This window comes from Paraburkholderia sp. IW21 (assembly GCF_041321145.1).
In the GTDB taxonomy this organism is placed as follows: domain Bacteria; phylum Pseudomonadota; class Gammaproteobacteria; order Burkholderiales; family Burkholderiaceae; genus Paraburkholderia.
This window is the reverse complement of the sequence record NZ_JBGGWA010000013.1, coordinates 1-26303: the sequence shown is the minus strand read 5'-3', so window position 1 is coordinate 26303 and position 26303 is coordinate 1. Positions and strand designations below refer to the sequence as shown.

The 26303-nt window shown below is 62.1% G+C and carries 32 protein-coding genes; 19 read left to right on the top strand and 13 right to left on the bottom strand.

The features are described 5' to 3' along the window. Positions 1-100 precede the first annotated feature (100 nt). Together ACAX43_RS26460 and ACAX43_RS26455 are read left to right on the top strand one after the other, a co-directional pair. The gene (locus ACAX43_RS26460) at positions 101-484 is read left to right on the top strand and encodes a hypothetical protein (RefSeq protein ID WP_370711367.1); all 384 of its coding nucleotides are present in this window, start codon (positions 101-103) and stop codon (positions 482-484) included. A gap of 83 nt (positions 485-567) precedes the next feature. After that, positions 568-945 (top strand): hypothetical protein, encoded by a 378-nt coding sequence (locus ACAX43_RS26455; RefSeq protein WP_370711366.1) that lies wholly within the window; start codon positions 568-570, stop codon positions 943-945. Positions 946-1014: 69 nt separating this feature from the next. Here the strand turns inward: ACAX43_RS26455 and ACAX43_RS26450 are convergent, their stop codons facing one another. Together ACAX43_RS26450 and ACAX43_RS26445 are read right to left on the bottom strand one after the other, a co-directional pair. Then, positions 1015-2079: a glycosyltransferase family 4 protein gene (locus ACAX43_RS26450; protein WP_370711365.1), complete on the bottom strand. Its 1065-nt coding sequence runs from the start codon at positions 2077-2079 to the stop codon at positions 1015-1017. Between the two features lie 65 nt (positions 2080-2144). Next, positions 2145-2333, bottom strand: a complete 189-nt coding sequence (locus tag ACAX43_RS26445; RefSeq protein ID WP_103154129.1) for a CsbD family protein — start codon at positions 2331-2333, stop codon at positions 2145-2147. Between the two features lie 285 nt (positions 2334-2618). Here ACAX43_RS26445 and ACAX43_RS26440 point away from each other — a divergent pair, with 285 nt between their 5' ends. Beyond that, positions 2619-3008 (top strand): PRC-barrel domain-containing protein, encoded by a 390-nt coding sequence (locus ACAX43_RS26440; RefSeq protein ID WP_370711364.1) that lies wholly within the window; start codon positions 2619-2621, stop codon positions 3006-3008. A 95-nt stretch (positions 3009-3103) separates the two neighbouring features. On the opposite strand, the gene ACAX43_RS26435 is transcribed toward ACAX43_RS26440, so the two are convergent. Then, entirely contained in the window at positions 3104-3694 is a 591-nt protein-coding gene (locus ACAX43_RS26435; protein ID WP_370711363.1) for a YSC84-related protein, read from the bottom strand. 121 nt (positions 3695-3815) lie between these two features. After that, complete coding sequence (locus ACAX43_RS26430) at positions 3816-4175, bottom strand: PleD family two-component system response regulator (RefSeq protein ID WP_370711362.1); 360 nt, start codon at positions 4173-4175, stop codon at positions 3816-3818. A 233-nt stretch (positions 4176-4408) separates the two neighbouring features. On the opposite strand from ACAX43_RS26430, the gene ACAX43_RS26425 reads away from it, so the two are divergent. From ACAX43_RS26425 to ACAX43_RS26410, 4 genes are all read left to right on the top strand, one after another. Next, a complete protein-coding gene (locus ACAX43_RS26425; protein ID WP_370711361.1) occupies positions 4409-5626 on the top strand; it encodes a sensor histidine kinase in 1218 nt (405 codons plus the stop codon). A 339-nt stretch (positions 5627-5965) separates the two neighbouring features. Next, the gene (locus tag ACAX43_RS26420; RefSeq protein WP_370711518.1) at positions 5966-6424 is read left to right on the top strand and encodes a TonB family protein; all 459 of its coding nucleotides are present in this window, start codon (positions 5966-5968) and stop codon (positions 6422-6424) included. Positions 6425-6679: 255 nt separating this feature from the next. After that, on the top strand, positions 6680-8419 hold the full coding sequence (locus ACAX43_RS26415; protein WP_370711360.1) for a pyrrolo-quinoline quinone: 1740 nt from the start codon (positions 6680-6682) through the stop codon (positions 8417-8419). 334 nt (positions 8420-8753) lie between these two features. Beyond that, positions 8754-9155 carry a surface-adhesin E family protein gene (locus tag ACAX43_RS26410; RefSeq protein ID WP_370711359.1) on the top strand — a complete coding sequence of 134 codons (402 nt, stop codon included), beginning with the start codon at positions 8754-8756 and terminating at the stop codon, positions 9153-9155. Between the two features lie 207 nt (positions 9156-9362). On the opposite strand, the gene ACAX43_RS26405 is transcribed toward ACAX43_RS26410, so the two are convergent. Both ACAX43_RS26405 and ACAX43_RS26400 read right to left on the bottom strand, forming a co-directional pair. Then, a complete protein-coding gene (locus ACAX43_RS26405) occupies positions 9363-10007 on the bottom strand; it encodes a hypothetical protein (RefSeq protein WP_370711358.1) in 645 nt (214 codons plus the stop codon). A gap of 323 nt (positions 10008-10330) precedes the next feature. Continuing rightward, positions 10331-11050, bottom strand: coding sequence for a YrzE family protein (locus ACAX43_RS26400; RefSeq protein ID WP_370711357.1), 720 nt, complete (start codon positions 11048-11050; stop codon positions 10331-10333). Between the two features lie 452 nt (positions 11051-11502). On the opposite strand from ACAX43_RS26400, the gene ACAX43_RS26395 reads away from it, so the two are divergent. Both ACAX43_RS26395 and ACAX43_RS26390 read left to right on the top strand, forming a co-directional pair. After that, positions 11503-11706: a hypothetical protein gene (locus tag ACAX43_RS26395; protein WP_370711356.1), complete on the top strand. Its 204-nt coding sequence runs from the start codon at positions 11503-11505 to the stop codon at positions 11704-11706. Between the two features lie 107 nt (positions 11707-11813). Continuing rightward, the gene (locus tag ACAX43_RS26390) at positions 11814-12287 is read left to right on the top strand and encodes a PRC-barrel domain-containing protein (RefSeq protein ID WP_370711355.1); all 474 of its coding nucleotides are present in this window, start codon (positions 11814-11816) and stop codon (positions 12285-12287) included. Positions 12288-12582: 295 nt separating this feature from the next. On the opposite strand, the gene ACAX43_RS26385 is transcribed toward ACAX43_RS26390, so the two are convergent. Both ACAX43_RS26385 and ACAX43_RS26380 read right to left on the bottom strand, forming a co-directional pair. Next, positions 12583-12873 (bottom strand): hypothetical protein, encoded by a 291-nt coding sequence (locus tag ACAX43_RS26385; RefSeq protein WP_370711354.1) that lies wholly within the window; start codon positions 12871-12873, stop codon positions 12583-12585. Positions 12874-13321: 448 nt separating this feature from the next. Then, entirely contained in the window at positions 13322-13624 is a 303-nt protein-coding gene (locus ACAX43_RS26380; protein WP_370711353.1) for a PepSY domain-containing protein, read from the bottom strand. A 1318-nt stretch (positions 13625-14942) separates the two neighbouring features. Here ACAX43_RS26380 and ACAX43_RS26375 point away from each other — a divergent pair. Then, a complete protein-coding gene (locus ACAX43_RS26375; protein ID WP_370711352.1) occupies positions 14943-15170 on the top strand; it encodes a hypothetical protein in 228 nt (75 codons plus the stop codon). Positions 15171-15588: 418 nt separating this feature from the next. Here ACAX43_RS26375 and ACAX43_RS26370 read toward each other — a convergent pair whose 3' ends face one another. Further along, entirely contained in the window at positions 15589-16668 is a 1080-nt protein-coding gene (locus ACAX43_RS26370) for a linear amide C-N hydrolase (RefSeq protein ID WP_370711351.1), read from the bottom strand. A gap of 354 nt (positions 16669-17022) precedes the next feature. Here ACAX43_RS26370 and ACAX43_RS26365 point away from each other — a divergent pair, with 354 nt between their 5' ends. Continuing rightward, complete coding sequence (locus ACAX43_RS26365; protein WP_370711350.1) at positions 17023-17487, top strand: HNH endonuclease; 465 nt, start codon at positions 17023-17025, stop codon at positions 17485-17487. Positions 17488-17580: 93 nt separating this feature from the next. On the opposite strand, the gene ACAX43_RS26360 is transcribed toward ACAX43_RS26365, so the two are convergent. After that, on the bottom strand, positions 17581-18030 hold the full coding sequence (locus ACAX43_RS26360) for an SET domain-containing protein (RefSeq protein ID WP_370711349.1): 450 nt from the start codon (positions 18028-18030) through the stop codon (positions 17581-17583). Between the two features lie 116 nt (positions 18031-18146). On the opposite strand from ACAX43_RS26360, the gene ACAX43_RS26355 reads away from it, so the two are divergent. The 8 genes from ACAX43_RS26355 (at position 18147) to ACAX43_RS26320 (ending at position 23665) form a co-directional block, all read left to right on the top strand. Further along, on the top strand, positions 18147-18431 hold the full coding sequence (locus tag ACAX43_RS26355; RefSeq protein WP_370711348.1) for an H-NS family nucleoid-associated regulatory protein: 285 nt from the start codon (positions 18147-18149) through the stop codon (positions 18429-18431). Continuing rightward, complete coding sequence (locus ACAX43_RS26350; protein ID WP_370711347.1) at positions 18428-19012, top strand: nucleoside 2-deoxyribosyltransferase; 585 nt, start codon at positions 18428-18430, stop codon at positions 19010-19012. Before ACAX43_RS26355 ends, ACAX43_RS26350 begins: the two co-directional genes overlap by 4 nt. 37 nt (positions 19013-19049) lie before the next feature. Next, on the top strand, positions 19050-19967 hold the full coding sequence (locus ACAX43_RS26345) for a tyrosine-type recombinase/integrase (protein ID WP_370711517.1): 918 nt from the start codon (positions 19050-19052) through the stop codon (positions 19965-19967). A gap of 72 nt (positions 19968-20039) precedes the next feature. Continuing rightward, positions 20040-20507: a hypothetical protein gene (locus tag ACAX43_RS26340; protein ID WP_370711346.1), complete on the top strand. Its 468-nt coding sequence runs from the start codon at positions 20040-20042 to the stop codon at positions 20505-20507. A gap of 153 nt (positions 20508-20660) precedes the next feature. Beyond that, a complete protein-coding gene (locus ACAX43_RS26335; protein ID WP_370711516.1) occupies positions 20661-22142 on the top strand; it encodes a 3'-5' exonuclease in 1482 nt (493 codons plus the stop codon). Positions 22143-22223: 81 nt separating this feature from the next. Beyond that, complete coding sequence (locus ACAX43_RS26330; RefSeq protein WP_370711345.1) at positions 22224-22769, top strand: DUF746 domain-containing protein; 546 nt, start codon at positions 22224-22226, stop codon at positions 22767-22769. A gap of 78 nt (positions 22770-22847) precedes the next feature. Next, on the top strand, positions 22848-23126 hold the full coding sequence (locus ACAX43_RS26325; protein WP_370711344.1) for a hypothetical protein: 279 nt from the start codon (positions 22848-22850) through the stop codon (positions 23124-23126). A 173-nt stretch (positions 23127-23299) separates the two neighbouring features. Beyond that, entirely contained in the window at positions 23300-23665 is a 366-nt protein-coding gene (locus ACAX43_RS26320) for a DUF746 domain-containing protein (RefSeq protein ID WP_370711515.1), read from the top strand. A gap of 108 nt (positions 23666-23773) precedes the next feature. On the opposite strand, the gene ACAX43_RS26315 is transcribed toward ACAX43_RS26320, so the two are convergent. From ACAX43_RS26315 to ACAX43_RS26305, 3 genes are all read right to left on the bottom strand, one after another. Further along, positions 23774-24724: a hypothetical protein gene (locus ACAX43_RS26315; protein ID WP_370711343.1), complete on the bottom strand. Its 951-nt coding sequence runs from the start codon at positions 24722-24724 to the stop codon at positions 23774-23776. A gap of 103 nt (positions 24725-24827) precedes the next feature. Continuing rightward, on the bottom strand, positions 24828-25775 hold the full coding sequence (locus ACAX43_RS26310) for a hypothetical protein (protein WP_370711342.1): 948 nt from the start codon (positions 25773-25775) through the stop codon (positions 24828-24830). A gap of 316 nt (positions 25776-26091) precedes the next feature. Then, positions 26092-26303 (bottom strand): hypothetical protein (locus ACAX43_RS26305; protein WP_370711341.1); only part of this gene is annotated, 212 nt, incomplete at its 5' end.

Below are 26303 nucleotides of genomic sequence, written 5' to 3'. Positions count from 1 at the left end.
CAGTGAAAATTTCAAGGGGCAGTGGTGAAATTCCGGACTTGAAAATCGCCTGCCCGGTCCTATAGTCGCGATGCATTGCAACGACGAGGCGGAGGACACCATGGAATTCGGTTCGGACTGGCTCACGCTTGGCAGACACCGCGTCAGGCTGCGCTCGACAAAAGGCTTTCCGACGGAAACGATGCGTACCGTAGCGGAGGTCGTCAGGCTCGCGATCGACAGCAACATGAGCGCCCGCGCGCGACTGGTCGAGTTGGTTTTCCAGCAGGAGAAAACCTACGATATTGTCGTGGGCACCACCCTGGTGGAAGACAGGGTCTGTGCACCGCAGCTGGAAGCCGCACTCGCGGTTGTACTGGGTCTGCTGCCGGAGCAGGTAAACATCACGGTGACGACGGTCAGCCAGGAGGAAGTCGACCTGCACTTCGGCGTGTATGAGCGCATGCTCGCCGAGAAACTGGGCGTCGTGCCGCCCATCCAGTGATTGTGCCGCGCCGCGCCGGCCGCTCGCAGCGCTTCACAGGCCGCGCCGGGATAACTACCGTCAAGCCAGATGGGAGCCGCATCATGAAAAAACGCTCGCATGCACTGCTGGCATCAGCCGCCTTCGTCGCGGGCTCGCTGCCCGCCACTGTGGGCGCCGCAGAGCCACCCCTGAAAACATTGCCGCTGCAGCAGGACATCTGGATCAGCGGCACCATCCAGCAAGGCAACGGGCAATACGCGCCGGGTGACTACACCACCCTTCTGCTGGACCGGCCGGCGACCTCGCCCTGCAACGACAGGGTCGTGACCGACATCCTGCTCGGCAAGACCGGCGGAACAGACCCGCTACTCCTGCTCCCTTATCTGGGACAGCGGGTCGCCGTGAGAGGTCGCGTCATCTGTCCGGATTCCGGAATCCGGTTCACACCGACGCCGGACTTCGTGTTTCCGGTCTACTGACGGACGACAGGCGCGGGGCGGCCGGATCGATCAACCCGGTACGAGATGTGACCGGCGTTCCGCTCCGGCTCAGCCCGCGCCGACCTGACGCAATGCTGGGGATCCTGCTGTTCGGGCGAGCGAGGTATAGATGTCCATGTAGTGCTGCGCCATGATCATCGAGGTGAAGCGGCGCACGAAGGCGGCACGAATGTCCGTCCGCGACAGAGCGTCGAGCCGTGTCACGGCGTCGACTGCTGCTGACACGTCCTCGACAATATAGCCCGTTACACCGTGGGCAATCACCTCCGGCACCGAGCCCCGGTTGAACGCAATGACCGGCGTGCCACAGGCCATCGCCTCGATCATCACCAGGCCAAACGGCTCGGACCAGTCGATCGGGAACAGAAGGGCCCGCGCACCCGAAAGAAATCGGGCTTTCTGCGCGTCATTGATCTCGCCGATGAATTCGACGTTCGGCCGCGATAGCAGCGGCTGGACCACGTTCCGGAAGTACGCTTCGTCGGCCCGGTCTACCTTCGCGGCAATTTTCAGGGGCAGACCGGCGCGCGCGGCGATCTCGATGGCGAGGTCGACGCGCTTTTCAGCACAGATCCGGCCGAGGAACGCCAGATAGGCCGGCTGTGTTTGCGGCTGCGGCACCAGCAGATTTTCCGGCAGGCCGTGATAGATCGTGTCGAGCCAGTTCGCGGACGGCAACGGCATCCGCTGCGAATGGGAAATCGACACGACGGGCGCCTGTGGGAACATGTCGAACACCGGCTGCAGTTCCGGCAGATCGAGCCGACCGTGCAGGGTGGTCACGAACGGCACGCCGAGTGGTGAAAACGTCGGAAACGGCAGATAGCTCAGGTGGAAATGCAGAACGTCAAACATATGGGCTACGCGCCGGACCTTCTCGAGCAGCACCAGGTGCGGGGCAAACGTGTCGCCAATTTCCGGATCGAGCCGCAGCGAGTGCGGCCATGCCGGCTCGAGGCGCGCGCCTGTCTGCGAATCCCCGCTTGCGAACAGCGTCACATCGTGTCCTAGGCCGACGAGCGCCTCGGTGAGATAGGACACCACGCGTTCCGTACCGCCATACAGCTTTGGCGGAACCGCTTCGTGCAACGGGGCGATCTGCGCGATACGCATCAGGCGTCTCCCTTCAGATGCTTCGCGCAGACCGCCTGCTAACGGAAGCGCGACGCAACCCTGCTTCAGACGGGCTTTCTGGTCGTGTCCTTGACGGCTTCCTTGACGTCGCCGGCCTTCTTCCGTGTTTCGCCAGCCGCCTGCTGGACATCGCCTTTGACCTCCTGTTTCCGGTCGCCCGTTGCGCGGCCGATGGTCTCATTCACCTTGCCTTTGACTTTCTCCGCCACACCCTTTACCTGATCCTTGTTCATGGCCGGCCTCCAATACAAAACTGTTTCGTGGACGGGTTGCCGCCCGTCGCCGGGCAGGCCCCCCAGAATTTGAGCAAACAGCGTGCCCGAGCGTCCTGGTGCGGAAGCGTGCGCTGCCGACGGCGCAACGAGCAAACCCCCGTTGCCTGGTCGCTGCAGTGAGGCGCTAACATGGAATGATCGGAGCGCCCGTAGCAGGGAGGATGGCTTTTGCCACGCCTGAAACGACCACCACTGCAGCCCTGTTGCTTCAGGGCGGCATGTCCGATACACAGGGAGGTTGATATGAAGTACGCAATCATCACCTGCACCGTTCTGCTCGCCACCGCGTTTGCCACTGACAGCCTGCGGGCCCAGGGGACGGCGCAGTCGATCACCGCGAGTCGGGTCGATGTCGTCCAGGTGGCGTCCGGTTATCGGGCCTCGAAAGTCATCGGCTCGACCGTCTACAACGAAAGCCGGGACGCAATCGGAACGATCGACGATCTGATTGTGAGTCCGAAGGATAACGTGACGTACGCGATCCTGTCGGTCGGCGGCTTTCTCGGCCTCGGTACTCATCTGATCGCGGTGCCCTTTGCCAGGCTGCAGGTCGCCGGCACACAGATGCGTCTGCCAGGCGCGACCCGGGATTCCCTGACCGCGTTACCTGAATTCAGATATGCCTCGCCCTGATCGTCCGCCCTGCTGCGCGTCGTTGACCACGCGTACGGCGGGATCCCGATGCCCGGATGCGATGGCGATCCGGGCCGGGGCGTACCGGATGGCGCTCAGATCTTCAGCCGTGTGACCTTGGTGCCTTCCAGTGAGACACCGGCCATCAGGCCGGCATTGGTCAGCACGAAGGCCTCGACCGGCGCGGTCGCCGTTGACGTATCGATATTGCCGTTCGCCCCGACCTTGACGACGGCGACCGTCGCGTCAACCCCCGCTGCCCAGCCTTCGCTGTTGCGGAACCGGTCCAGCGCATCCTGCGTCATGAACAGGAAAATGATCGCCTTGGACTGCGCGCCGATCTGCAGGCCAAACGAGCCGCCGGCGGTGCTGTAGTAGCCGGCGGTCTGGCCGCCGACGCGCAATGCGCCTTCGCCGTACTGGCCGCCGATCCAGAAGCCGGCCTGGATCACGGACGGGAAGACCAGCACGCCGCGGGCTTTCGCGACGAGTTCGCGCGAACCGTTGGCCGTTGAATACAGGCGCGCCAGCGTCGAATCAATACCGGCATTGATCGACTGACGTTTGTCCGCGTTCCCCGCAGTGCTCGACGCAGACTTCGACGAAGTGGTGGTACAGCCGGCAAGCCCGAGGCTGCCCGCTGCAAGCGCCGCGCTGGTTGTCAGAATGAACTGTCTCCTGTGCATGATTTTCTCCCTGGTTTCAAAGCGAGGTGCGAGGTTCAGGGCACCGTTTTTAGGGCGCCGTTTCGTACTTCGACAGCTGGCCTGCCAGACCATCGTCAATCGACCTGGCGCGCGTGGCAGACTATCCGCGCGCCGCACACAGCCGTCCAACGGTTGTGAGAAAAAGCTGCATCGGGACCGGCTTCTGCAGACAGACATCCCATGCATTGCCTTTTTTCTGTGGGAGCGGCGCGGAGGTATGGACGAAAATCGGCACGCGCGCCAGTTCCGGTTGCGCCCGCATCCGGCGGCACAGTTCGGCCCCGCCCATCAATGGCATCATCCAGTCGGTGACGACGAGATCAGGCACGCGCTGCCTGAGACACTCCAGCGCCTCAGCGCCGTTGCTCGCGCACCGTACGTCATATCCTTCCCCGCTCAGTATGAGATGCCACACCGCGAGGAGGTCAGGCTCGTCATCGACGAGCAGGATCGAATACATTCCGGACCCACCTTCGGTTTATCTTTCTGGAACCTTCGAATAGCGAAGCAAAACGTGTTCCCGCCACTGGATTAACGGATAATGGTGCGCGTCCGGGCCGGCCGTGTATCCGGACTGGTTTTCCCCTGTTCCGGTCATCGTGACGCGAATGCAGGTTCCGGGACCCGCACGTTCGACGCAGCGGGGGAACGCTCATCAGCGACTGCCGAAACATTATTCTGCAAATAACGATCATGACTGACATGCGAGTAGCACCCCTGCGCGGCTTTGCCGGATTCCTGCGCGAGCAGCGGACCAGCCTGACGGAAAAATGGATGCACGCGGTGGTGGGCGATGCTGGCCTCTTCGAGGCCGACAAGCTGACCTACGAGCAGCTCGCCGATCATCTACCGGAAATCCTGGACGGGATCTGTACTGCGCTCGACTCACAGGATCTTGAACAGGCGGAGCCGGCGATCGAACGCGACGCCCGCACCCATGGAAAGGTACGCTGGCGACAGGGCTATCGCATCGATGAACTGGTTCACGAACTGGATCTGTTCCGGCACGTACTGGCGGATGCGGCCGAGACGTTCGCCGAATCGGATGTCGCGTTCACGAGGCGCCACGAACGGCGTGCCGGACGGCTGATCGATGAAGCGATCGGCTTCGTCACCGTCACGTCCATCCGGGAAGTCGTCACCGAACGCGACCGGAAGATCGACGAATACACCGGCAGTCTGGAGCGGGCCAACCATGAATTGACGCTGAAACAGCAGCTGGTGAGCGATCTCTACGAGTCGCGCATGCAGATCACCCGCAGTGTGGTGCACGACCTGCGCAATTTCCTGAACGCATTCTCGATCGCACTGCAGCTGATATCCCGCGCCCCATCAAAGGCGGAGGCCGGCCTTGCGCTCGCGACCCGGCAGGCGGCGGACATGAAGCAGCTGGTGGACGACATGGTGGAGTACTCGGTCGTGCTGAGCGACAACACGCCGCTCGCCGTCGAGCAGTTCGACCTGCGCGAACTTTTCGATGAGCTGGTCACGGCTTGCCGGCCGGGTATTGAGGCGAAAGCATTGCGTCTGTCTACCTTCTTCGACGCTGGCGCGACAACGGTGCTGTCGAACCGCATCAAGGTGAAACAGGTGGCGCTCAATCTGCTGTCCAACGCGACCAAATATACGAAGGCTGGTGAAATTGAACTGGCGATGGGCAACGCTGGCGGGGATAGCTGGTATCTGCGTGTCGCTGACACCGGTGTTGGCATTGCGGCGCAGGACCAGGGCCGCGTTTTTGACGAGTTCGAACGGGCCGCTGGCGACGACATACCGGGCGTGGGCCTCGGGCTGGCTATCGTCAGGGAGCTTTGCCAGGTTCTCGCGGGCCGCATCCATTTCAAGTCCCGCGAGGGCCACGGCACGACCTTCGAAATCCGGTTCCCTGTCGAAAGACGGCAGGCCAGCTAGGGGGCGTCTCAGGAAAGGAGAAGCCTGACCGGGTACGGCCGGCCGTCGACCCGCCGGGCATGGCATTGATTTTCATGTCCGGCGAACGGCAAGCGAGACGGGGCGCAGGGAAGCCAGCTCCTGCTCGAACCCTTGCGCTGCGGTGCGGCTCCCCGTGGCGAATGAGACACGTGTGAAGGTGCCCGTGACGTCCGCTTCCGGGAGGGACTGATTCCGCTAACATGGGTCATGGTGATCAGGCACTGGTCACGCACGGCCAAAGGCGCGCTTCCGATGTCTTACCCGCAGACCCCGCCGCTTTCTTTAACACTCCCGATCAGCTCGGGCCTCATCGTCGGCATGCTTGCATTACTGCTCGGCACAGCGGCGGGCTGTACCGTCACCCCTCCCCCGAAACCTCTGTTCAGCCTGCCTGCGACCGCCCCATCGCAGCGGCTGGATACGGCAGCGCTCGAGCAGTACAGGCAGCGCGTGGCCCAACGCATACTTGAGCGCAGCCCGTCATCCGTGCTGCACGGGACGCCGCAGGCGATGCTTCGCTCGGTCGTGGTGGTTGCATTCACCGTAGACGGTAATGGGCAGATCGTGTCGTCTTCAGTCTACCGGTCGAACGGCGACAGTGGCGCCGAACGCATCGCCCTCGCGGCGCTGCGTCGGGCAGCGCCGTTACCGCAACCACCGCCGGACCTGCTCGACGGGCGCGGCCATCTGGAACTGCTGGAAGACTGGCTCTTCAACAACAACGGCAAATTCCAGCTGCGCGAGTTCGCCTTGCCGCAGGCGACGACCATTGACTGACGCGGGACCGTTTCCCGGCAGCGCGGCATCGACGCGAATGCCTTACTGGTTGTTCGTCTGCCAGTCCATGTAGAGCAGGACACACCAAGACAATAGACCAGGACCCGCCTCACGTCGCCGGTCGCCTTCGGTCGGCTGCAAATGTCTATTCCGGGCGTGAGATTTGCTGCAAGAACGGTGTGGTTACGCGGATCAACTGCGCCGGTCGGGCAACGTTGTGGCCGCCGCCTACGCAACCGATCCCCGGAGGTTCACATGGATCGCATCGAACATTCCGGCAGTCGCGGCAGGGGCGACTCCCGCATCGAGTCCCGGTTGCCGCGCGTGTTGCTCACCCTGCTTGCGGCCGCGTGTGTGTCGTGCAGCGGTGGCGGCGGAGCGACAGTCGATGCGGGAACAACCGGGGGAGGTGGCACCGGAGGTGCGGGAAGTTCGGGCGGTGGCACCGGAGGTTCTGGAGGCGGAGGTTCCGGTACCGGCAGCAGTTCCGGTAATCCCGCCGCATCGACCGATGTACTGACCTACCACAATGATCTCGCGCGCACCGGCCAGTACCTTGTCGAAACTTCCCTCACGCCGGCCAATGTCAACGCGTCAGGCTTCGGCAGGATCGCGTTCCTGCCGGCAGACGGCAAGGTCGATGCGCAGCCGCTGTACGTCAGCAACCTCAGCATAGGCGGGGTGGCCCACAATGTCGTTTATGTCGTCAGCGAACATGGCAGCGTCTACGCGTTCGACGCAGACACCAGCGCGCAGCTATGGCAACGCTCCCTGCGCGGCGCCGGCGAAACGACGAGCGACGACCGGCACTGCGGGCAGATCACACCGGAGATCGGCATTACCGCCACGCCCGTCATCGATCGCGCCCGCGGCGCGAACGGCGTGCTCTACGCGGTCGCAATGAGCAAGGATGCGGGCGGCGGCATCCATCAGCGGCTACACGCGGTCGACCTCGCTACGGGTGCCGAGATGCTGGGCGGCCCGACGGAGATCGCGGCGACCTATCCCGGCACCGGCGGTGTCACTGTCTTCGACCCGCAGCAGTACGCGGAGCGGCAGGCACTGGCGCTCGTCAATGGCAACGTCTATCTCGGCTGGACTTCACACTGTGATCAGGGGACTTATGGCGGCTGGGTGATGGCCTACGACGCCCGGACGCTGACGCAGACGGGCGCACTGAACCTGACGCCCAACGGCAGCGAAGGCTCTATCTGGATGAGCGGCGCCGGCATGGCGTCGGATGGCACCTCGCTCTACCTGCTCGACGCAAACGGCACCTTCGACCCGACGCTGAACCCGCAGGGCTTCCCGGTGAACGGCGACTACGGCAACGCGTTCCTCAGGCTGTCGACGTCGCCGCGGCTTGCGGTGGCCGACTACTTCGCGACCTTCGACACGATTGCCCAGTCCGCGCAGGATGCGGACCTGGGTTCCGGCGGCGCACTGGTGTTGCCGGACCTGACCGATGCGAGCGGCGCGATCCGCCATCTGGCGCTGGGTGCCGGCAAGGACTCGAAGATCTATGTGGTCAATCGCGATGCGATGGGCAGGTTCAACGCCAGTGCGAACCTGATCTGGCAGGAAGTCGATGGCCAGTTGCCCGGGGGCGAGTTTGGCATGCCGGCGTACTACAACAACGTCGTCTACTTCGGCGCGGTTGGCGACAGTCTGAAGGCCTTTCCCCTGAGCGCCGCACGGCTCGCGACGACGCCGTCGTCGCATAGTCCCGGCACATTCCCCTACCCCGGCGCGACGCCGAGCATCTCGGCCAGCGGAACGACGAACGGCATCGTCTGGGCGGCGCAGAACGGGCCGACGGGCGGCCTGCATGCCTTTGACGCGGGCGATCTCGGTCGGGAGCTGTACGACAGTACGCAGTCCGGTGCGCGCGACGCGTTCGGCGCGGGCAACAAGTTCATCACGCCGATGATCGCGCACGGTCATGTGTATGTCGGCGCGACGAATGGCGTTGCGGTATTTGGGCTGTTGCACTGAAACCGGCGGATGGTCGTGACAGCGGGCTGTTGGCGGATCGCGGCGCCCGTCGGACCGTTCAGGCACATGCATCCTGACGGCGCCCGGTGGCGACGGTGTTGTGAACCAGCGACCGCCGGTCCGCGAATGCGTGAAGTGCGCGAAGTGCGCAACGGCGCCCCGGTCCTGTCCGTTATCGTACTCAGAGACGCCCTGTGAGACCGGTCTTGCCGACCGTCCCCGGGACCGCTTCCGGCTGGATACACATCGGGAACTTATCATGACGCAATGCGCTACCGGGCGAACCTGGACGACTGCCGCATCTGGAGTCGGCGGGCTAGTTAGTCGACGGCTCGTGCCTTTCATTACGATGGTCGTCGCGTCACTGAACGTGGCGGCAGGCGCGGCGTGGGTGCCGGTCGCCGCGAGCCCCGATGTTCAGGTTTTCGTGGACGCGGAATCGCTGCAGCAGGAATCGCATGGACTGGTCAAGGTCTGGACCAAGACGTTCTATGCGTCGCCACAGGGAGCGGTCGGGACGCAGTATGCGGCGGACATGACACTTTTCGTACTGGACTGCGCAAGCCACCAGTATGGCATCGCAGGCGGCAGATACCTTGACGCCCAAGGCAACGTGCTCCGGCAGTTCCACGAGCCCGTTGGCGAACTCCAGCCGGTTCCCCCCGCCAGCAAGATTGACGCAGTAGCCATAGCCGTCTGCACGGCGATTGGCGTGCGCCCACGGGGCAACCGCTGAGCCCAGGGCGGCAGGTACCGTCGCCGTTGCCGGAAGACACCGCCTTGCTCGCACCGTCACATCGCCGCATGTGGCGCCTGGCATGACAGTGGCAGAAGTCGGCATTACGTTGTCGTGACAGCCGCTTTCTGGCGTCAGCGATCAAGCGCCCCGACACAGGTATTTTTCAGGACCGGGATGACCGGGGTACTTGCATGATCGTGGCTGTCATTGACAGGTCACCATTACGGTCGACAGATCGCTGTCCGGGACGGTGCCGGTGCCGTTCGTTACCGTGCAAGCCCGCGTTGGCGGGCTCGGCTGGACGGAAACCATAACCGAATAGGCATCACCGTATTTCACATTCGTGGGAAACCTGAAACCGCCGTTTGCTGCGAGAGTGAGAGAATTTGCGCCTTTGTTTTGCAGGGTAACTGTCGTCCCCGGCGCGAGACCATTTAGCGTGCCGCCCAGGGAATGGCTGTTCGGCGTGCAGTTAACATCAACGTTTTCGTCGGACGGACCGTATCCGCTGCCATCCGCGTGGTCGATGGTGCAGGCCTGTCCGACGGGCTGCGTTAGAACCGTGACCGTAAAGTTGCGGGACTCGTCCACCGTGTGGTTAAACGAAAATCCTCCATTGTTGCTTAGCACCAGATTATCGGCGCCATTGTTCTGTAGGGTAACCGAACTGTTCGCCAGCAACCCGGCAAGACTGCCGCCGACCGTGTAGCAGGTGCCGTTGTTCAGACAGTTGTCGTCCGAACCGCCTCCGCACGCAGACAGCACCAGAGTTATCGCGGCAAACGTCACGTGGGACCGATGAGCGGCCAGCCGCTTCGCGATTCCAGCCGAGGGGTGTATGGAGTTCATTCGAGAGCCCATGTTTTCTCAACCACTGCCGACCTTGCACAGGATGTCGTCCCGTGCCCGACCTTCCGCACTCCGGGTACGCCGCATTTCTGCCCATTCGACCGATCGCCTGACAACGTCGGACTGATGGGACCCGGGTCGCACCGCGTCCCATTGGAGAGATTTCCATGATACACGCGCCCAACGGTGGGGAAACAGTGCCCGTCGTCAACTCGGATCTGCCGACGTTGACATCCCGTGCTCAGCGCGCATTGAATCCCGACGTTTCTCGCTGGAACTTACCCTGCACTGAAGCCCACACGTCCGGCGGCACCCTGACCCGCTCAACGAACAGGCCGCGAAGCTCGGGTCCCACGCGGCGCCGTACCGCTCAACCCAGCGTCGTCTCGGGCAGCGCCCCCACCTTCTTCGAAAGGCGGCTGATGACGAAATCCGAGGCTTCCCGACCCCAGCGCAATGACCGCACCGACGATCAGCGCTGCGAATGAAAACCAGCTTGCCCGCGCAACGTCCCGGGCTGCCGTATCGCCGACCTGACGGGCGTCCTCTGCGGCCGACGGACTGGACACTTCTGAGGCGGCCGACGCGATCATGCCCTGCACCTGTTGCGCAACAGGGTCCGTTACCGTGCCGCCGCCGGGCTGTTTGCCCGCAGTCGCACCCACCGCAGCCCCTGCAGACGCGACATTGCCCGCGACACTGACGGCGCCGCCAATAATCGATGTCATGCCGTACGCGACGGCCAGAATCATCACCGCCCAGGCGAGCAGACCATGCAGCCAGCCCAGTACCGGCGCACAGCGGCCCGCGAAATACGAACCGACAAACACCGCGATGACCGTGGTCACGATGATCCACACGCCCGAGCCGAATCCGAAGCCGTGCAGCGGATTGGGCCTCGACAGCGGCGACAGTAACGATGCGCCGATCGCCGTGCCCAGCACGCTTAGGACCAGATAAACGATGAGCGATAGAATCACGCCCGCTATGACGGCGCCCCACGAAACGCGGGGAAGTCCGTCCTGTGTTGTTAAGAGTCGCATACCGCCTCCTGATGACCGTGACAATCGGCGTACTGCCCGCCCGGCGGCTTCTTTTCACGCCGTCGTGCACGCGACGCGCGCAATACGTGTTCCCGGCCGAGCGACCCGTGCGTGCCGCAATGTGCGCCTTGTTCTACTTTCGGCACGACGACGGCAACCGGTGCGTCCTTTCCGCCCGATGGACACAGCCGGAAGTTGATTGCAGAGCAACCAGTCGTGCGGGTTGCGGTTGTCGGCCGTCAAGGAGGCGGCGCTTGAGCGGTACTTCGCACCGAAGAGCGACCGCGAGGCATCGACTGTCAACCTCGTCAGGTTCGCGGCCATAGTGCGAGAAATAAAAAACGGCGAAGAACCGATGCCTCGTCCACAGGTGGAGTGAGACCGCGCGGCGATGCGGTATTGCAGCACAGGGCGCGCGCTGTGGGGTCGAGAGTAGCTGACGGGATCTGGCAATGAAATCGCCGCCGGGTGGCAACGAAATGGCGCTTGATAAAAGCACGGACCGCACAATGCGCGGTGCACAAATCAGTGCCTGCGATCACTTCCAGAATTCCTGTCCTGAAGCTCGCCGCCAATTCTGGCAATCCGGGCCCTCCGACCTTTCTGCACCTGCGCGGTTGCCGGGAAAAAGAAAGTCCGTCGAATTCATGCTGTGAAGGAAGGCGTTCCTGTGTTCCCGGAAAGAAGGGAGGCGCTTGACCCTCCGTCGGCCCGGGTACGTCGCTTGCGTGCCACTGCTGTAACTTTATTGAAGGAGGTGAATATGGGCTCAATCAACCCGCAAGGTGGCGCTCAAGGCGGAGCGAACATCGTCGGCGGTGGGGTCGGCGAAGGACCGGGGCCGGACGTCATGGCCGCAGCAACGCTCGACGGGAACAGGGTCATGTCCTCCGATGGCGAACACGTGGGGAAAATTTCAGACATCATGCTGGACGTCCGGAACGGCCGCATCGCCTATGCCGTGCTTTCTGAGGGTGGGTTCCTGGGAATGGGTTCGAACCTGCACGCCATCCCCTGGAGTGCACTGACTCTCGACACGGACGAGAAGTGCTTCTTCGTCGACATTACCGCGCAGCGCCTCAAGGATGACCCCGGCTTCGACAAGGACCACTGGCCGGCGATGGCAGATGCGAAGTGGGCAGAGTCAACGTACAGCTACTACAACCGGCAGCCGTATTGGTCAGCGACCCGGGAGGTCGTGGAAGGTGACCCGGCGGTTCGCCCGGGCGAACACTGAAACGCGCTTCCCGGCAAGCCGATCCGGGCAGACGGATACTGTCCCTCTAGCGTCTATGCCACCGTGGCCCACCCCGGTGGCATGAGCGCAGTGCTTCGAGGACGGCGCCAGCGCCATGGCGATGCGCGAGGGACCCGAGCGGGACGATGGCGGGCCAGGCACCCCGGTTTCCCCAAGGCGCTGGGCGAGCAGATCGCACGTTCGCGCGGATGGGTACGACAGTCAGGATTCAAGCCCCTCCACCTTCGGGAGTCTTCAGTTCCAGCCTCCGGTACAGGAACCTGACGCCGGTTTTCTAGTAGGTCTTCTTTGTGTCACTGCTGGAAGCAGGCAAGTCCATTCCTCCCTTTTTCTGCATCTGGTTTTTCGACTTGCTGCCAGGGTGACCCATCGTGTCCGCGCCGGAGGCGCCCGACATCGTATCCGTAGCGCCACTCGCGTTGGGCGTTCCCATTCCGGTGCCACCCTGGCCCGCACTCCCGGCCCCACCGCCTTCACCGCCGCCACCGGCTCCCATTGCATACGCGGCACTCGAAAAGCTCAAAATCAGCATCGAAAACATCGCTCCCTTTCTGGCAATGCTCATGACCGTCTCCCCTGAACGCAAAGCGGCTGGTTGCAACCGGGCTGGTTCGACGCCGCCTCACTTCGTTCGCAATTCCCGTGCCGCGTGTGTTTTCGGCCGTCTCGACTCTCAGTCCCGGCATATCCGTGAAGTAGTCGATGGCGGCGGGACTTTGCGGGACGGCCGGCCACCGTCGACAACGGCGCGCCGTGCCCGGGCTTCGCGAGCGTCGGCTATCCTGTCGTGGCTGCCTGCCTGGTCCGTCGAAAAGTCGTGCAGGATACTGCTGCATCAGACAGGTATCGCGTCGCCCGCAGGGACCCTCGCGAGTGAGGCTGAACAAAACGCCGGCGAGCACCTGCTGACAGCGCGTTGCCGTGGCTCGCGTGTTGAACATCTGCTGGTCTGCACGCGAGCTGTGTGGGCTTGCCGTCCGACAAAACGCAACTTCGACCATGACGGTCTGCCTTCAGTCGGGATTCGGGCCCTCTGTCTTATTTTCCAGAACCGCTCCGCTCTGAGCGTCGATGCCAACCTCCTGCTTCAGCTGTCCCGTGCGGATCACGAAGGAATATCGTAACCCGCTGCCCCCCGTTTCTTTTTCCAGCTCCTCGTCGATGATTTTGCCGGGGTGTGCCTTGAGTGCGATAGAGCGCGCCTGCGCGATGCCAACCCTGGCGTCCCTGGCGAGCTCCTCGCCGCTGAATGCGTGAGCACCAGTACTTGCAATCAACAACCCACAAACCAATCCGGTTCCGATAAATTTCAGCATATCAGCCTCCATGTGACCTTTTTCCAGCACGAGGTTGACACGTGGGTTCTTAAGGTTTCCTTACGGTGGCGCCCAGTTTGCGCCTGGCATGGGCGGAAAAACTGGAGCCGGGTGATCGGCAACCATCGGGCGCGATAACGGTCAAATGTCAGCTTGACCGGCCGCAAAACCGCGGCAGGCTGAGGTTGGTTGGCGCAGTTGCCGCCCTCTGCTTTTGCCGGTTCTCCCGACCGGCAGAATCCGCTCAGCCAGGGCATTCCCGCTCCGGTTTTCTGTGCGCGTGTATTCCAGCCGCGCAAACTTCGGTTACAGCCAAGATAAGCGCTTAGGCGCTGCAATCCATAAGCGATCTTGTTGAACGGACTGGCGTCCGTACCCGTATCAGGATGATTCGCAGACGATGACGGGGCACGGCCTCGTAGCCGGGCGACGCGCAGGATGTGGTCGGTAAGGCGGGGCAGATCGGCAAACGGGACCAAAGATGAACATTGTTGCTAACGTGCAGGCGTGGGTTCGACTGGCTTGCATTCTTCCGCTTCTGGTCGCGTTAGGATGCATGTAGCTGATCCGTGGCGACAGGCTCGCCAGGCGCGTGCGGAATCAACTGCAATGATGCACAGGCCGACGTCTGCCAATTCGGAAGCCACGCTCCCACTTTTCTTCCGGAGTTGTCAGACGGTATTAACCGGCTTCGGCTGCGCTGCGCCACAAACCAGGCAAGCGAATGTCAAGAGTATTGTCCTCAGCATTGTTTCGATCGCCATCGTGCTCGCGGTGGTGGTTCGCGTCGCAGTGTTGGCAGGCAAGATCACGTTTTGACCTTTGTTGCTACACCCGTCTTCTGTGGCGCGTCGGGCTCGCCGATGCCCGCCAGAGGCGGATGTTACGATTTCGACGCACTGTGGTCGTTCAGGAGAGCGCGATGGAGGCGAAACACGGCGACGGGGGACCGCCCCAGGTCCTTCCGGCGAGCACACTTTAGGGGCGCGACGACGCGGCAGCGATTGCCTGATACGGCTTGGAGTAGGTCCGAGAAGCGTATATGAAGAAGGACCGCGCCAGCATTCGAATCAACGGCGACTGCCTCGGTGCGGGTTGTGCCGAATTTTGATAGGTATTGTTGTTCACATACCGACGGTCAGCTACATCACCAGTCTGGGCGGTGAACATCAACGCACGGTGACGGGCAATGCTGGTATTCGGTGGGCGTGGTAAATGATGGGGTGGAAGCGCATGTTGAAATGCGTTGCAGCCGCGCGTGGCAACGCTGTCAGTCGTTGTGTATGAAAGCGTTGCTAATCATATGAAGGGGTTATGCATGGAGTACTATGGCGAGCCGAACGGGAAATGCACCGTCGTCGGATATGAACTCTTCCGGGAAGCGATTCGGGTGCATTTCCGGGATGGATCGGGCTACCTGTACAACTACTTCACGCCGGGACCTGAAAAAGTCGAGCAGCTAAAACGGCTGGCCGTTGCCGGTGATGGCCTGCACGCCTATATTATGGAACACATCCGCCATCGATACGCCGCGAAGATACGTTAGGCGGGCACGATGACGGATGTCAGGACGCGGATGGTCCACGACCCGGATTTCGGTTTCACTGCACCTCAACCCCAATAATTGGGTGACTTCCCATTCGGTCATCGCGGCCTCCCCCTTGGTCAGGTCACGATAGACCAAGGGAGAACATCCGTGCACTACCATCCCTGGATGGATGCAGATTCTTCCGTCATCGCGCTTGCTCGCCGTGGAAGGTCCCCCATTGCGCACCCTTCACCGCAAAGCGTCCGCGAATGATTGGGAAGAATTTCAGCCTGGAGCCGCGTGCGCCTGAGGGCCGCCGCCGGCTCCAACCAGCCTCTGGTTGCAACAATTTGAACAACCGCTTCCACGCGACTAACCTTCAACCAAGCAGGCAGATACGGCCGGGCTCGGCATGGCGCAGATTGGACGCTATGCGTCAGCGGGACCTACCGGCGTCGATACCCAGAAAAGGAAACGGTGGTGCAGGCTGGAAGTCCTTTGAGACTTCGCCCTCGAACGTATTGCGTTGATCCTTACCGAGATTGAGACGCTTGACAGGTGCACCGGCGGAAAAATCGACCTTCCTGAGGTCGATCCAGAATGTGTTGGGGGTGAGCGCCGACTCGAAGAAGTAGAGCTTGCGCTTATGGTCGGCGACGGTGCGCCAGCGGGTGGATGAGATGTTTGGTTCACCCGGGGTGGTGATTCCGAAAGGCACGGACACGTTCCGGATTACGCTGAAGACGCTGGCGAGTGCGACGGCGGGATCCTCGCTTTTGGGGATGGCGTTAATGTAGAACGATGCGCGCGCAAAGCGGTCGGCAGAGCGGTTGGTGCCAGGCAGCCAGATGGTGCCTCCGATCTTCTTCCAGTATTCATTCAGGCCGAGTTGTTCGTCAAAGGTCGGTGAGTTGGTCATGACCTGATATTGCCGGCCGTGGTGGATAACCTGCCTGCCGGCGACGTACTCAACAATCGCGCTATCGCCAGAGGCGTCCGACATGGCGAGGTGCAGTGTGGCGAGGCGCTGTTCTCCGGGGACATTGTCTGTGACGATGGTGAATGGCTCTTTTTCGAGTGCGGCTATGGCTTCCGAGACAGTCGCGAAGTTGTCGAGCACGTACTGCGCCCAGGCGGCGATGGTGAGGCCCGGTTTCGAGTTCCTGTCAAAAGCCGGATATTGCGATTCGACCAGCCAGAGCAGTTCCGCGGCGAGACCCTTTTCGTTCATACCGTCGGTAGTGGATACGTCGTAGCCGGTAGCGACAACACTGCCGTATCGGGAGGTCCATTTGAGTGAGTTCGGACCGGCCTCGCCGGTGCGGGCAATACCGCGCGGCAGGATGTAGAGATTGGTGGAAATGTCGAGCTTCCAGTCCATCGATCGGGCCGTGATAACGTCGTAGTCGTCACCAAGATAGACAATCCGCGTGCAAGCGAACGATGCCACCGGAGTGACAACGAGTGTCGCGGCGGCGACGAAACAGGGTAGAACCGAACGAAACGGATGGCGCATATCACCTCCTTATTTTGGTGAGAGGATACTGCGTTGTACGCTCCCTGTGCCAGCCGATCGTCGCTTCCAGCAACGCGATCAGGTCATCTTTCCCGATTCTCCGGTAAGCAACCTCGTCCGTGTCCGCGGCGACCCAGTACTGTGGACTGCCCGCGCGCGGGCTCGAGAAGACTGCCATGACCCGAAATCAGTTTGTAATGGCACCGGTGGATCGACCGGAGAATATTTTTCATTGAGCGGCGCCGATGCGCTGGGAAGTCGCGGCTGATTTAGCCATTCGCGGCCCCATGCGCCGGGTCGCGTATGATTGTCGATGGCCTGGCGTCGCCGCCTGGTATGGAAACGGAAGCAGGAATGTCTACGGTTTCGGTATTGGATCAAGCTGGCGTGGCGGCGTCGAACTGCTCGCTTGAACGTGCAATGGCTCTAATCGGGAAGGGTGCGGCCGAACTGGTCCACATGACACCGATGACGATCAGGCTCACGCGGCCACTGGGAAACGGAGTTCGATCGTCTGCACGAAGAGCGCCAGATGCCCCTAATCCCAGTCAGAAGAAGCGGTCATCGCGTCTAAGGAGCTTACGCGCCCGGGACTGCAGTAACTGCTTTTCCTGTGGTGCCGCGCTCGAAGATGAAAACGTCACGCTTGAACACCTGCTATCAGAGAAAGACGGAGGCTCGTCGCGGCTCGCCAATCTGGCGCTGGCCCACAAGAAATGCAACGAGCTCGCCGCGGATCTGCCGGTCGTCGAGAAGGTCCTGCTTCGTGAACGGTTGCGTGCGGCGAGAACCGCGGCGCAGCCAGACCGGGCCGGGTAAGCTCGGGTGGGCGGTGCCCGCGCTTGACGACCGAACCGTGTTGCCTGCGGACGAAGAGATGCAGGCGACGCGTTGCATCTGCCGACGCCGCCGCTAGGTCAAGCGTCCCGCCACGGCGAGCATCGTCCCGCGACAGCGATGGTGACCGCAGCGGCACTCGTACTGCGCCCGCACGGCTGCCGACAGGCGGCCCTCTACCGAGAGCCCATAGGTGATGAAAAGCTCCTCGCCCGGGTCGATATCCGAGACCGCATGGATGTGTACCCTTCCATTGGACTCGACGGCCTCGCAATTGGCGACGCACGCGTGGTTGAGCCAGCGCGCGCTGTTGCCGCCAAGCGAACCGTCGATGACCCGCCCATCGGATAGTCCGAAAAGGAAGGTGTGCCCCTCCTTGCCGAACCGACGATGGCGGGTTATCGCCCGCTTCCAGCTCATGACGGTGCCGGCGTACTCAAGGATGAGTTCGCCCTCCCTGATGGGATGTAGTGCAAAGACGCCGCGACCGTGAACGCCCGAGCGGCGGACAGCAATTCTTTTCATCAGTACCTGTTGCAGTGAATGTCGAGTGTGCGCTCATTGGTGTGGCCCGGCTGCGGACTTGACGGCAGCTGGAGCCTGGTAGAATCGTCCATCATAACCAACGAAAATTCAACGAAATGGAACGCTATAGGGACTTGCTTGCGCAGAAGGAGCAGTTGGAAAAGCTGATCGCCGAAGCGCATAAGAAAGAGGCCAGTGCGGCGCTCGAACGGGTGCGCGAGGCCGTCGCGGAGTTCGGCTTCACGCCGGAAGACGTCTTTGGGAAGCGTCGCAAGGACGCCGGCGTGCCGGTGGCGCCGAAGTATCGCCATCCCGAGACCGGCGAAACGTGGAGCGGGCGCGGCCGCGCACCGCACTGGCTCAAGGATCAGGACCTCGAACGCTTCCGCATCACCGAATGAGCGGCGCGCAGTACGGCGTTGCAAAGGCCCGGATCTATCTCGCGGGGTTCGACGTTTTCCGCGTCGATGCGCTCGACTACGGTCGCTCGCTCCAGCGTATGTGCGCGGACGCCGGATTCGAAGGGCTCTACCCGCTCGATGCACTGGCGCCGGCGGACCTGTCACCGCAGGAAAAAGCTGCGTGGATCTATCGCTCCAACCTCGCCGCGATCGGACGCGCGGATATCGTCATGGCCAACGTGGCAGATTTTCGCGGCGCGGGCGAGCCGGACAGCGGCACCGCGTTCGAAATCGGGTTTGCGGCTGCGCTTGGGAAGCCCATCTGGGCTTATCGGGAGGATCTCGCCGCGCTGCGCGAGCGCGTGCCACGCAGCGCGACACGGCTCGGCGATGTCTGCGAACGCGGCTACCTGGTGGAGGATTTCGGGCTTCACCTTAACCTGATGCTCGCGTGCGCGGCAAAGATCGTCCAGGGCGGTCCTGCTGAGTGCCTGCGTGCCATCTCCGACGCCTATGAGGGTGGGACGACAGCCCCCTCTTCCTGCAGACCGAATGGCGGATCGGAGATTCGCCAGGCGTAGGGATGACGTCACTTCAGTATATAAGGTGCTGAATGCCATGAACGAATCGCATCTCTGGACAGCAGAGCCACATACCGCTTACCTGTATTGGCAGACCACCGAGGCGGCCGGCGCGGATCGCCGCCGGTTCTCCCAACGCTCGATCGTGCAGCACAAGGCGATGTTCGACCGGTTCCTGCGCCATCTGGTCACGCGCGGCGCGGCACTCGCGACGTTTGGGCCCGAGCACCTTGAGTCATTCTTTGACGACGTCGAAAACCGCTGTGCGCCAGGTACGACCACCCGGCTGCGTTACGTCAAACTGATCGACCGGCTGTGTCGCCATCTGGTCGACGTCGGCCTGCGTCACAGCAATCCGGCGGCAACCTTCGCGCTCTCGGCCGCCTGGCCCGAGGACGAGCCCGAACCGCTCTTTCTCGATACCGATGCAGACACCGCTCTGCAAGGCTATGTCCAACCCGACGCCGGCGACGATGGCCGCCTGTGCCGCAACCGCGCGGTCGTAGCTCTGCTGCTTGGCGCGGGCCTCACTGCGGCCGAACTCCGCGGCGCGCGATGGCGCGACATCGTCGTCGAGGGGATAAGGCCGCAGGTGTTCGTTCCGAAGCGAGGCGCACGCCTCGAGAGGACCGTGGCCCTTCCCGCTTTCTCGACGCCCGCGCTTGCGGCATGGCAACGGCTTCATCCGTCGCCCGACGGCGCGCTTCTTTTCCCCGCGCCGCGCACAGACGACAAACCGATCAACGATGTACTCCTGGGCGCGATCGTCCGCGACGCACTGGACGCAATCGGCTTTGCCGCGCCGGACATGAGCCCGCGCGTGTTGCGCAATACCTTCGCGCGTCGTCAGCTGCTCTCTGGCCGCACCAACGAGCAGACGAGCGCAATGCTGGGCCTCACCAGTCATCGCACCGTTACCCGCATCCGCGACACCATCAGAGCCCAGGCGACTTGACTTCGCGTCCCACTCCGTAGGCTGGTCTTGCCGGTACGTCTGTGCCGGCAAGACCTTTGTCCGGAGTGCTGCATGCCATACAAAACATCGTTCGCGGACATGGCCTATCCCGATGAAACGGGCCGGCCGTGCGCCCTTCAATTCCGCATTGCGCTTACCGCAACAACTGAGCGTCTGGCGATTGTCCATCTGCTTGAAACGAAGGCCGAATACCAGGGTCCGATGGACTCATCCATCATCCGGGATCAGATCCTGAATCGCATTCTGGACACTCACCTGCGCGGTGTGCCGTTGAACGCCATCCGGCTCGTCGTCGAGAACGACGGACAGTCGTCCCTGTTTCCCATCGATTTCGATGTGGGCGATTACATCAGGCGCGGCAATCCGTACGAAGCGACACATGTCACCACGGCGCGTGGACTGTTCCGGGAACGTGTGGCGATCCGGTCCGAGTCCGTCGTCGCGGGCCACACGCGAGTACACACCAGTCACGCGGAGCCGCTGGCTGTTCCGAGGGACATTCTTAGCGCCTTGCGCTGAGGTCGGAAGGGACTGCGGGGCAGTAACCGCCAAAAGGCCGTGCTATTCCCGCCTCTTTCCCCGACGGTATTCCGTCGCAGGGCTGACAGAATGTTCGTGTTGCCCAACAACTGCGACGCAAACGTCGCAGTTATCTACCCCACCTTGCACGTCATGACAGCATTGAAACCGACGGACGAGCAGCTCCATACACTCGAGACAGTTGCCGCCGGCGAGACGGTAAAGGTCAAAGCGTACGCTGGCGCCGGCAAGACCTCTACGCTCGGCATTATTGCCGAGCGGTTCAGCACGAAGCGCGGCCAGTACCTCGCCTTTAACCGGGACATCGCCGCCGAAGCCAAGCGGAAGTTTCCCCGCAACGTCATGTGCCAGACCGTTCATTCGGTCGCATTCCGTGCTTCCGCCCGCGCGCTCACGGCGCGCCTGAATCTGCCCAAGGAGCCGCCTCACATGCTCGCCAGCAGGTATGGACTCGGACCGGTGCGCGTTCCCACAGTGATCGGCAAGAACATCGAACTCTCGGCGTTCCAGGTCGGCCGGCTGGTCGCCGACGGCGCCGCACGCTTCTGCCGGTCAGCTCAGGACGAGCCAGAGATGTGGCATATACCCGTCGACGAGATGATCACCGAGCAGGCTGCAGACGAGCTGCGTGCGATGCTCTTGCCCTTCGTTGTTCGGCACTGGAACGAGAGCATCGACCCGAACGGTAAGACCGCCATCACCCCGGACACGTATCTGAAAACGTGGGAGCGATCCCGTCCGCAGATCGGCGCCGACTTCATCCTGTTCGATGAAGCCCAGGATAGCGACGGCCTGATGCTTTCCGTCTTGCGTCGGCAGGAGCACGCGCAGATCATCTATGTAGGCGACCCCTACCAGCAGATCTACGAGTGGCGTGGCGCGGTCAACGCGATGGAATACATCAGGGCGAAGGAATGCGCACTGACGGAGTCCTTCCGCTTCGGGCCTCACTTCGCGGCGCTGGCCTCGCGAGTTCTCAACCTCCTCGGAGAACGTGTGCCGATTCGCGGACAGAGCGGTGTGAGCTCCAGTTTTTTTGAAGAGCATGACCCTGCCCGTACCTTCGACGCAATCCTGTGCCGGAAGAACGTAACGGTTATCGGAACGTTGGCAAACGGGTTGCAAAGTGGCCACAAGGTAGCAGTGCGCGCGAACATCGACGAGATCCTCGCATTTGCTGACGGCGCCGACCGGTTGATGCGCGGGCAACGCGCGTTCAGCCCTGCATCGCTCGCGCTCTTCGAAACGTGGCGCGACGTCCAGGAGTACGCGGCGAGTTATGCAGGTCGTGACCTGTTGCCGATCGTCCAGATCATCGACCGGGAAGGCACAGCATATCTGCGCGAGCTCCTGTCACGCGCGTCGCCGGAAGCCGAAGCAGACTATGTCGTATCAACGATCCACCGGGCAAAAGGTCTCGAATGGAACCGGGTCAAGGTATGCGGCGATTTCCGTTTCAGGACCGAAGATGACGGCCGCACAACGATGACCGACGAGGAAAAGCGCCTGCTCTATGTCGGTCTGACACGCGCGCGATACGAAATGGATGTCTCTGAACTGCGCAACGACCTTCTCAAAGTTTTCCGCGACTTCGACACACTGGGGCAAGGATGATCCCTGGCCGGCCCCTCGGCGATACTATTAAAATCGGTGTCTGTCTAAGTGGCCCGAAATGTGATGGCAAGGAAACGCAGCGTGAAAGTTCAGGCAACCGGGTCCGGACCAGTCTCCGTACTCACCGCCGTGTTCAATGCAGACGATCCCCTGACGCGCGGTAAGGACCGTGACTACGGCGAGAGCGAGATTCCCGCGCTCACGGCTTTTGTCAGCACCTTATGGGCGGAACTGCATTCGGTCGACGCGCTTCCAATCCCTCCCTGCCCGCATTGCAACGGTGGCCGGGGTCGGTTTCATACGCGGGCAAACGCGTACCACGCGGTGCCGTACTTCCGCTGCGCCGACTGTCGTCGCCTATACACCCGTCTGACGGGAACTCCCATTGCACGACTGCGGTTCGCGACGAAGATGCCGGAATTCTTCCGGCTATTGTCCCAGCCATTGCCACTCGAGGAAGTCTCGCGACGTCTCGGCATCGACTACGGCGCCATCTCGAACTGGCTGATGCGGTTCCGACAACTGATCGCACTGAACGATCCGGACGGCCGTTGGACGCCGCTAGTTCGGCTCGGGCTCAAGTACCGCCCGCACGGGACCTGTACCCGATGCGGGTATGAGGGGTAGCTCAATAATGGCGGCTTCAGCGTTGACAACCGACGGCAGGTGAAATGTCCCTCATGCGGTTGCCATTGGCCGCTCAACGTGAACTCAAACTCCAGCGCTGTCGCCGTTGTGGTCGTCAACGACCTGGCGCTGAACGCGGCAGAGCGCCGCCGCCGCGCCGGACTTGACGCGCCAGATCTGCCGCGTGTCGAGGCGGGTTCCGTTACGACGGAGCCGCGCATTACGCCAGCAGTTGTGCCCGCGCCCCCGGTCGCTCCGCTCGACGCCGGCCGGTTTGATTTCGGCGGGCCGCTGCGACAGAACAGTCATCTGCCGCGCAGGTGGGCTGAGGACAAGGAACTGACGAAGTTTCTGTGACGCCACGTCGATGAAGTGCTGTCGGACAGTGTCGACCCTCCACCCTGCCCGCATTGCGGCCGCGACGTTACGAGGCTTGTTTCCGCCAGGCGCGCGGACTCGCCTTTGCCCCAATTCCATGTCGCGCTTGCGCCCGTCTGTATTCGAGGGCGACCCGTACGCCATTGGCGAAGATGTTGCGGAAGGACATCGCTTACGGGATCCTTCCGCTTCTGTCCCAGCATCGCCCGCTCGCAGATGCCGCAGATCAACTGGGCACAACCCCAGAGGTCGTCAAGGCATGGGTCAGGCGGTTTCGCGAATGGTTACTGGCGCTCGATCCTGCGGGTAACTACGAAAAACGCGTGCGACTTGGCCTTAAGGCACCGTGGCCGATGATGGACTGCCCGCACTGCCTGAAGCGGGTGGAAGCACGGCCGCACGGCTTCAAACGGACCAGGAAGCGGACGGCGGCGGAAATCAAACGGCGGTTGTTCCGCTGTACCGGATGCAGTGGCTTTTTCGATGTGAGCGTGGACGTTCTGTGCCCCTCCGTTTAAACGCGCGATTTGGCAGCTCGACTGCGATTATGCTGGCGCTGGTCGCACAGCAAAAAAAAGCCCGCGGTTCCAGAGGAACCCGCGGGCTGATCACAATACTATCGGCGCCTAGCCGTTGAACGAAAGGCGAAACTGATCGCCGCTCCGAGGAGCGACCCGCCGCGACGCACTGCTCATCCAACGGTCCATCTCGGCCGCCCGGTGAGCAATTGTATTGGGCGTCCCCGCCTGCCGCGCTTTCACGCGGGCAGCAAAGTCCGGTGCCATGGAATCCACGCTCGCCACCCAGTCATACATCTTGACGCGCTCCAGGGCCTGCCCTTTTACGCCGAACAGGTGAAGTTTGGAACCGGCCGGCAGGTGCGCTTCGAGCCCTTCGAGGATGGCGAACAGCCCGTGCCGGCGATCCGTCAGGTGCCGCCGACAGACCGAACCCAGACCGACGAGAACCGGCGCCGCAATCCACGGCATCCACCGCTCCCAGACTTGGAGCAGCAGGTCGATGCTCCGTCGGTAATCGTCGACTTCCCAACCCTGTGCGACGGGTACGGGAATCCGGACAGTGTTCTGCACAACCTCGGCGCTACAACTTGCCGCTAGCTGATCCTGCCAGGCATAAACCACCCGCAGCATCGCTTCGAGCAACGTTGCCGTTGCGTTCACCCGATAGTCGACTGCATCCTGATCCGCTGCGAGCTCCGGTTCACAGCACATATCCGGCTGGGCGACCCAGGCCGCCCCTGAGCAGGATGCCAGTTCGACGTACTGCTCCATCGTCCAGGGATAGACGCCCGCAATTCCGCTTTGTCCACCTTTTGACTGAAAGAGCTTCATCGCCGAAAAACCCGCGCTATCCAGGGCAAAGTCGATTTCCGTCAGATCGGTTGCTCGCGGGATGCGGAATTGACCGGTCTTCCGGTTCCAGAATGCGGACGCCGACACCATCGCCGGGTAGCCCTCGTTGAAAGCGTGGAACGCAAGCCGGCCGCCACTATGAGGGATGCCGACCCGCACGACGAGCCCGTCATCTACATGAGCGTTTTTCTGCTGCACCGGCATGCCGGGAACGCGTGGTCCTATAGTCATTTGCCACTCCAAAAAAAGTGCGGAGCAGCCCCTCGCGGGCATGCCCCGCGAGGGATAGAAAAGAGTCGTTTAACGGCTACGCAGCGAGTGCGAATAGATCAAGCTGCCCAGCCTCGATGACGCGCGCCTCTGTATCACTGAGCGCGTTGTCGATGAGATACCGGTCCAGTTCCGTCGGCGAAAGATTCAAACGCTCCGCGAGCCGCGCGAAGTATTGACCGCGCACCGCCATGTCCTGATAGCGTTGAGCGCTTCCGGCCGGGAGCGTCAGGATCGCTTCGTTAAGCCAGAAGCGCGCGGACTCGATCGCCGGATGGCCTTGGACACGCGAGTACCAGTCGTGATCGAATGAACAGGTGACAAACTCGCAAGCGCGTACAGCGTCTGCGCGCAGTTGATCGCTTTCCTCGAAATAGACAACCCGTTCACCCTGCTTCGTTTGCGCATACGTCGAGATGCGCTGGGGGTGCCGATATGGATTCCACTGCTCGGCCAGATAATCACGCAAACCATCAGCCGGAGCCTCGGCATCGAAACGCCCGACGTGATACCAACCATAGTTTGGTACCGGAACCTTGGGGAATGGCTCCACCTTTGGAATGACGTACCGCCTACCCAGCCGGTTCACTTCGTACCACGCGGACAGCGCCGGAAAAGCGTGCGGCGCGTAGTGGTGCATTGACAGCATAAAATCGATCGCCACTAGCTGAGCCGGTGTGATCATCTCGAACTGCACCTCGCACAACTCCCGGTTCTCCGCGTTGTCTTCGATGCGTCCCGCCGCAAGATCGGCGTCGTGCTGCTCGGCCCGCTCGACCTCGAGCGCGTCAAGTGTTAGCAGATAGCGCAGGAGATCCATACGTGTCTGGAAGCTCAGTGTATCGGCCTGAATGCGCACACATCCATCGGCATTCAAGGTGCGCCCTACCAGCTCCCGCCGGCTCATGTCCCATTGCGTGGCCATCAGATAGTTCCGGAAGTCGTTGAGCCCCGACATGTACGCGTGCTCAGGCTCACGGATCATCGACTCCAGTGAGCGATCCCGCTCACCTACGACGCAGCAGAACACGCAGCCGAAGCTTATATAACGGGACTGAACTGGACAGCTTGTGTGTGAGGGAGTGGAATCGCCGTCGCACAGGGAAGTGCCTCATTAGCACTGCAATGAAATAGGCAGGCAGCAAGAAGACCCTGTGTCTACCCAGTGACATGTCAGTGCCAACCCATACCGAGCAAAAGTGTCTATCTTGGGCGCCGTCAAGATTCACATTGCTTTGGCAGTGGCAGACTTAAATTGCGCTGATCGACCCGCTCCGGTCGGACGACTTCCTCCAAACCGGTCAGTGCACAAATTCGGGTTTTGCAGACAGAGCTGGCCTAAAAGCGGCCGTTGGCGACCTCACCCAATCGGCCATGAGCGTTAAGGGTGATTCGATGCCTGCCATCGGCCACAGGAACGTGACGGTGTTTCTGCGCGTGTTGGCAGGCGTCGAATAAGCCTCGATGGAGGAAACCGCGGAGTGCCCCGATGCGGTTGGAGCTTCGCGGCTAT

Excerpts from the sequence above, each read along its gene's own strand:
- ACAX43_RS26455 (WP_370711366.1), top strand. The coding sequence starts at position 568 with ATGAAAAAACGCTCGCATGCACTGCTGGCATCAGCCGCCTTCGTCGCG.
- ACAX43_RS26315 (WP_370711343.1), bottom strand. The coding sequence starts at position 24,724 with ATGCCGGTGCAGCAGAAAAACGCTCATGTAGATGACGGGCTCGTCGTG.
- ACAX43_RS26400 (WP_370711357.1), bottom strand. The coding sequence starts at position 11,050 with ATGCGACTCTTAACAACACAGGACGGACTTCCCCGCGTTTCGTGGGGC.
- ACAX43_RS26450 (WP_370711365.1), bottom strand. The coding sequence starts at position 2,079 with ATGCGTATCGCGCAGATCGCCCCGTTGCACGAAGCGGTTCCGCCAAAG.
- ACAX43_RS26370 (WP_370711351.1), bottom strand. The coding sequence starts at position 16,668 with ATGCGCCATCCGTTTCGTTCGGTTCTACCCTGTTTCGTCGCCGCCGCG.
- ACAX43_RS26435 (WP_370711363.1), bottom strand. The coding sequence starts at position 3,694 with ATGCACAGGAGACAGTTCATTCTGACAACCAGCGCGGCGCTTGCAGCG.
- ACAX43_RS26415 (WP_370711360.1), top strand. The coding sequence starts at position 6,680 with ATGGATCGCATCGAACATTCCGGCAGTCGCGGCAGGGGCGACTCCCGC.
- ACAX43_RS26385 (WP_370711354.1), bottom strand. The coding sequence starts at position 12,873 with ATGAGCATTGCCAGAAAGGGAGCGATGTTTTCGATGCTGATTTTGAGC.
- ACAX43_RS26460 (WP_370711367.1), top strand. The coding sequence starts at position 101 with ATGGAATTCGGTTCGGACTGGCTCACGCTTGGCAGACACCGCGTCAGG.
- ACAX43_RS26345 (WP_370711517.1), top strand. The coding sequence starts at position 19,050 with ATGAACGAATCGCATCTCTGGACAGCAGAGCCACATACCGCTTACCTG.
- ACAX43_RS26335 (WP_370711516.1), top strand. The coding sequence starts at position 20,661 with ATGACAGCATTGAAACCGACGGACGAGCAGCTCCATACACTCGAGACA.
- ACAX43_RS26395 (WP_370711356.1), top strand. The coding sequence starts at position 11,503 with ATGAAATCGCCGCCGGGTGGCAACGAAATGGCGCTTGATAAAAGCACG.
- ACAX43_RS26355 (WP_370711348.1), top strand. The coding sequence starts at position 18,147 with ATGGAACGCTATAGGGACTTGCTTGCGCAGAAGGAGCAGTTGGAAAAG.
- ACAX43_RS26365 (WP_370711350.1), top strand. The coding sequence starts at position 17,023 with ATGTCTACGGTTTCGGTATTGGATCAAGCTGGCGTGGCGGCGTCGAAC.
- ACAX43_RS26405 (WP_370711358.1), bottom strand. The coding sequence starts at position 10,007 with ATGAACTCCATACACCCCTCGGCTGGAATCGCGAAGCGGCTGGCCGCT.
- ACAX43_RS26440 (WP_370711364.1), top strand. The coding sequence starts at position 2,619 with ATGAAGTACGCAATCATCACCTGCACCGTTCTGCTCGCCACCGCGTTT.
- ACAX43_RS26360 (WP_370711349.1), bottom strand. The coding sequence starts at position 18,030 with ATGAAAAGAATTGCTGTCCGCCGCTCGGGCGTTCACGGTCGCGGCGTC.
- ACAX43_RS26340 (WP_370711346.1), top strand. The coding sequence starts at position 20,040 with ATGCCATACAAAACATCGTTCGCGGACATGGCCTATCCCGATGAAACG.
- ACAX43_RS26375 (WP_370711352.1), top strand. The coding sequence starts at position 14,943 with ATGGAGTACTATGGCGAGCCGAACGGGAAATGCACCGTCGTCGGATAT.
- ACAX43_RS26445 (WP_103154129.1), bottom strand. The coding sequence starts at position 2,333 with ATGAACAAGGATCAGGTAAAGGGTGTGGCGGAGAAAGTCAAAGGCAAG.
- ACAX43_RS26380 (WP_370711353.1), bottom strand. The coding sequence starts at position 13,624 with ATGCTGAAATTTATCGGAACCGGATTGGTTTGTGGGTTGTTGATTGCA.
- ACAX43_RS26320 (WP_370711515.1), top strand. The coding sequence starts at position 23,300 with ATGTTGCGGAAGGACATCGCTTACGGGATCCTTCCGCTTCTGTCCCAG.
- ACAX43_RS26425 (WP_370711361.1), top strand. The coding sequence starts at position 4,409 with ATGACTGACATGCGAGTAGCACCCCTGCGCGGCTTTGCCGGATTCCTG.
- ACAX43_RS26430 (WP_370711362.1), bottom strand. The coding sequence starts at position 4,175 with ATGTATTCGATCCTGCTCGTCGATGACGAGCCTGACCTCCTCGCGGTG.
- ACAX43_RS26420 (WP_370711518.1), top strand. The coding sequence starts at position 5,966 with ATGCTTGCATTACTGCTCGGCACAGCGGCGGGCTGTACCGTCACCCCT.
- ACAX43_RS26310 (WP_370711342.1), bottom strand. The coding sequence starts at position 25,775 with ATGATCCGTGAGCCTGAGCACGCGTACATGTCGGGGCTCAACGACTTC.
- ACAX43_RS26350 (WP_370711347.1), top strand. The coding sequence starts at position 18,428 with ATGAGCGGCGCGCAGTACGGCGTTGCAAAGGCCCGGATCTATCTCGCG.
- ACAX43_RS26390 (WP_370711355.1), top strand. The coding sequence starts at position 11,814 with ATGGGCTCAATCAACCCGCAAGGTGGCGCTCAAGGCGGAGCGAACATC.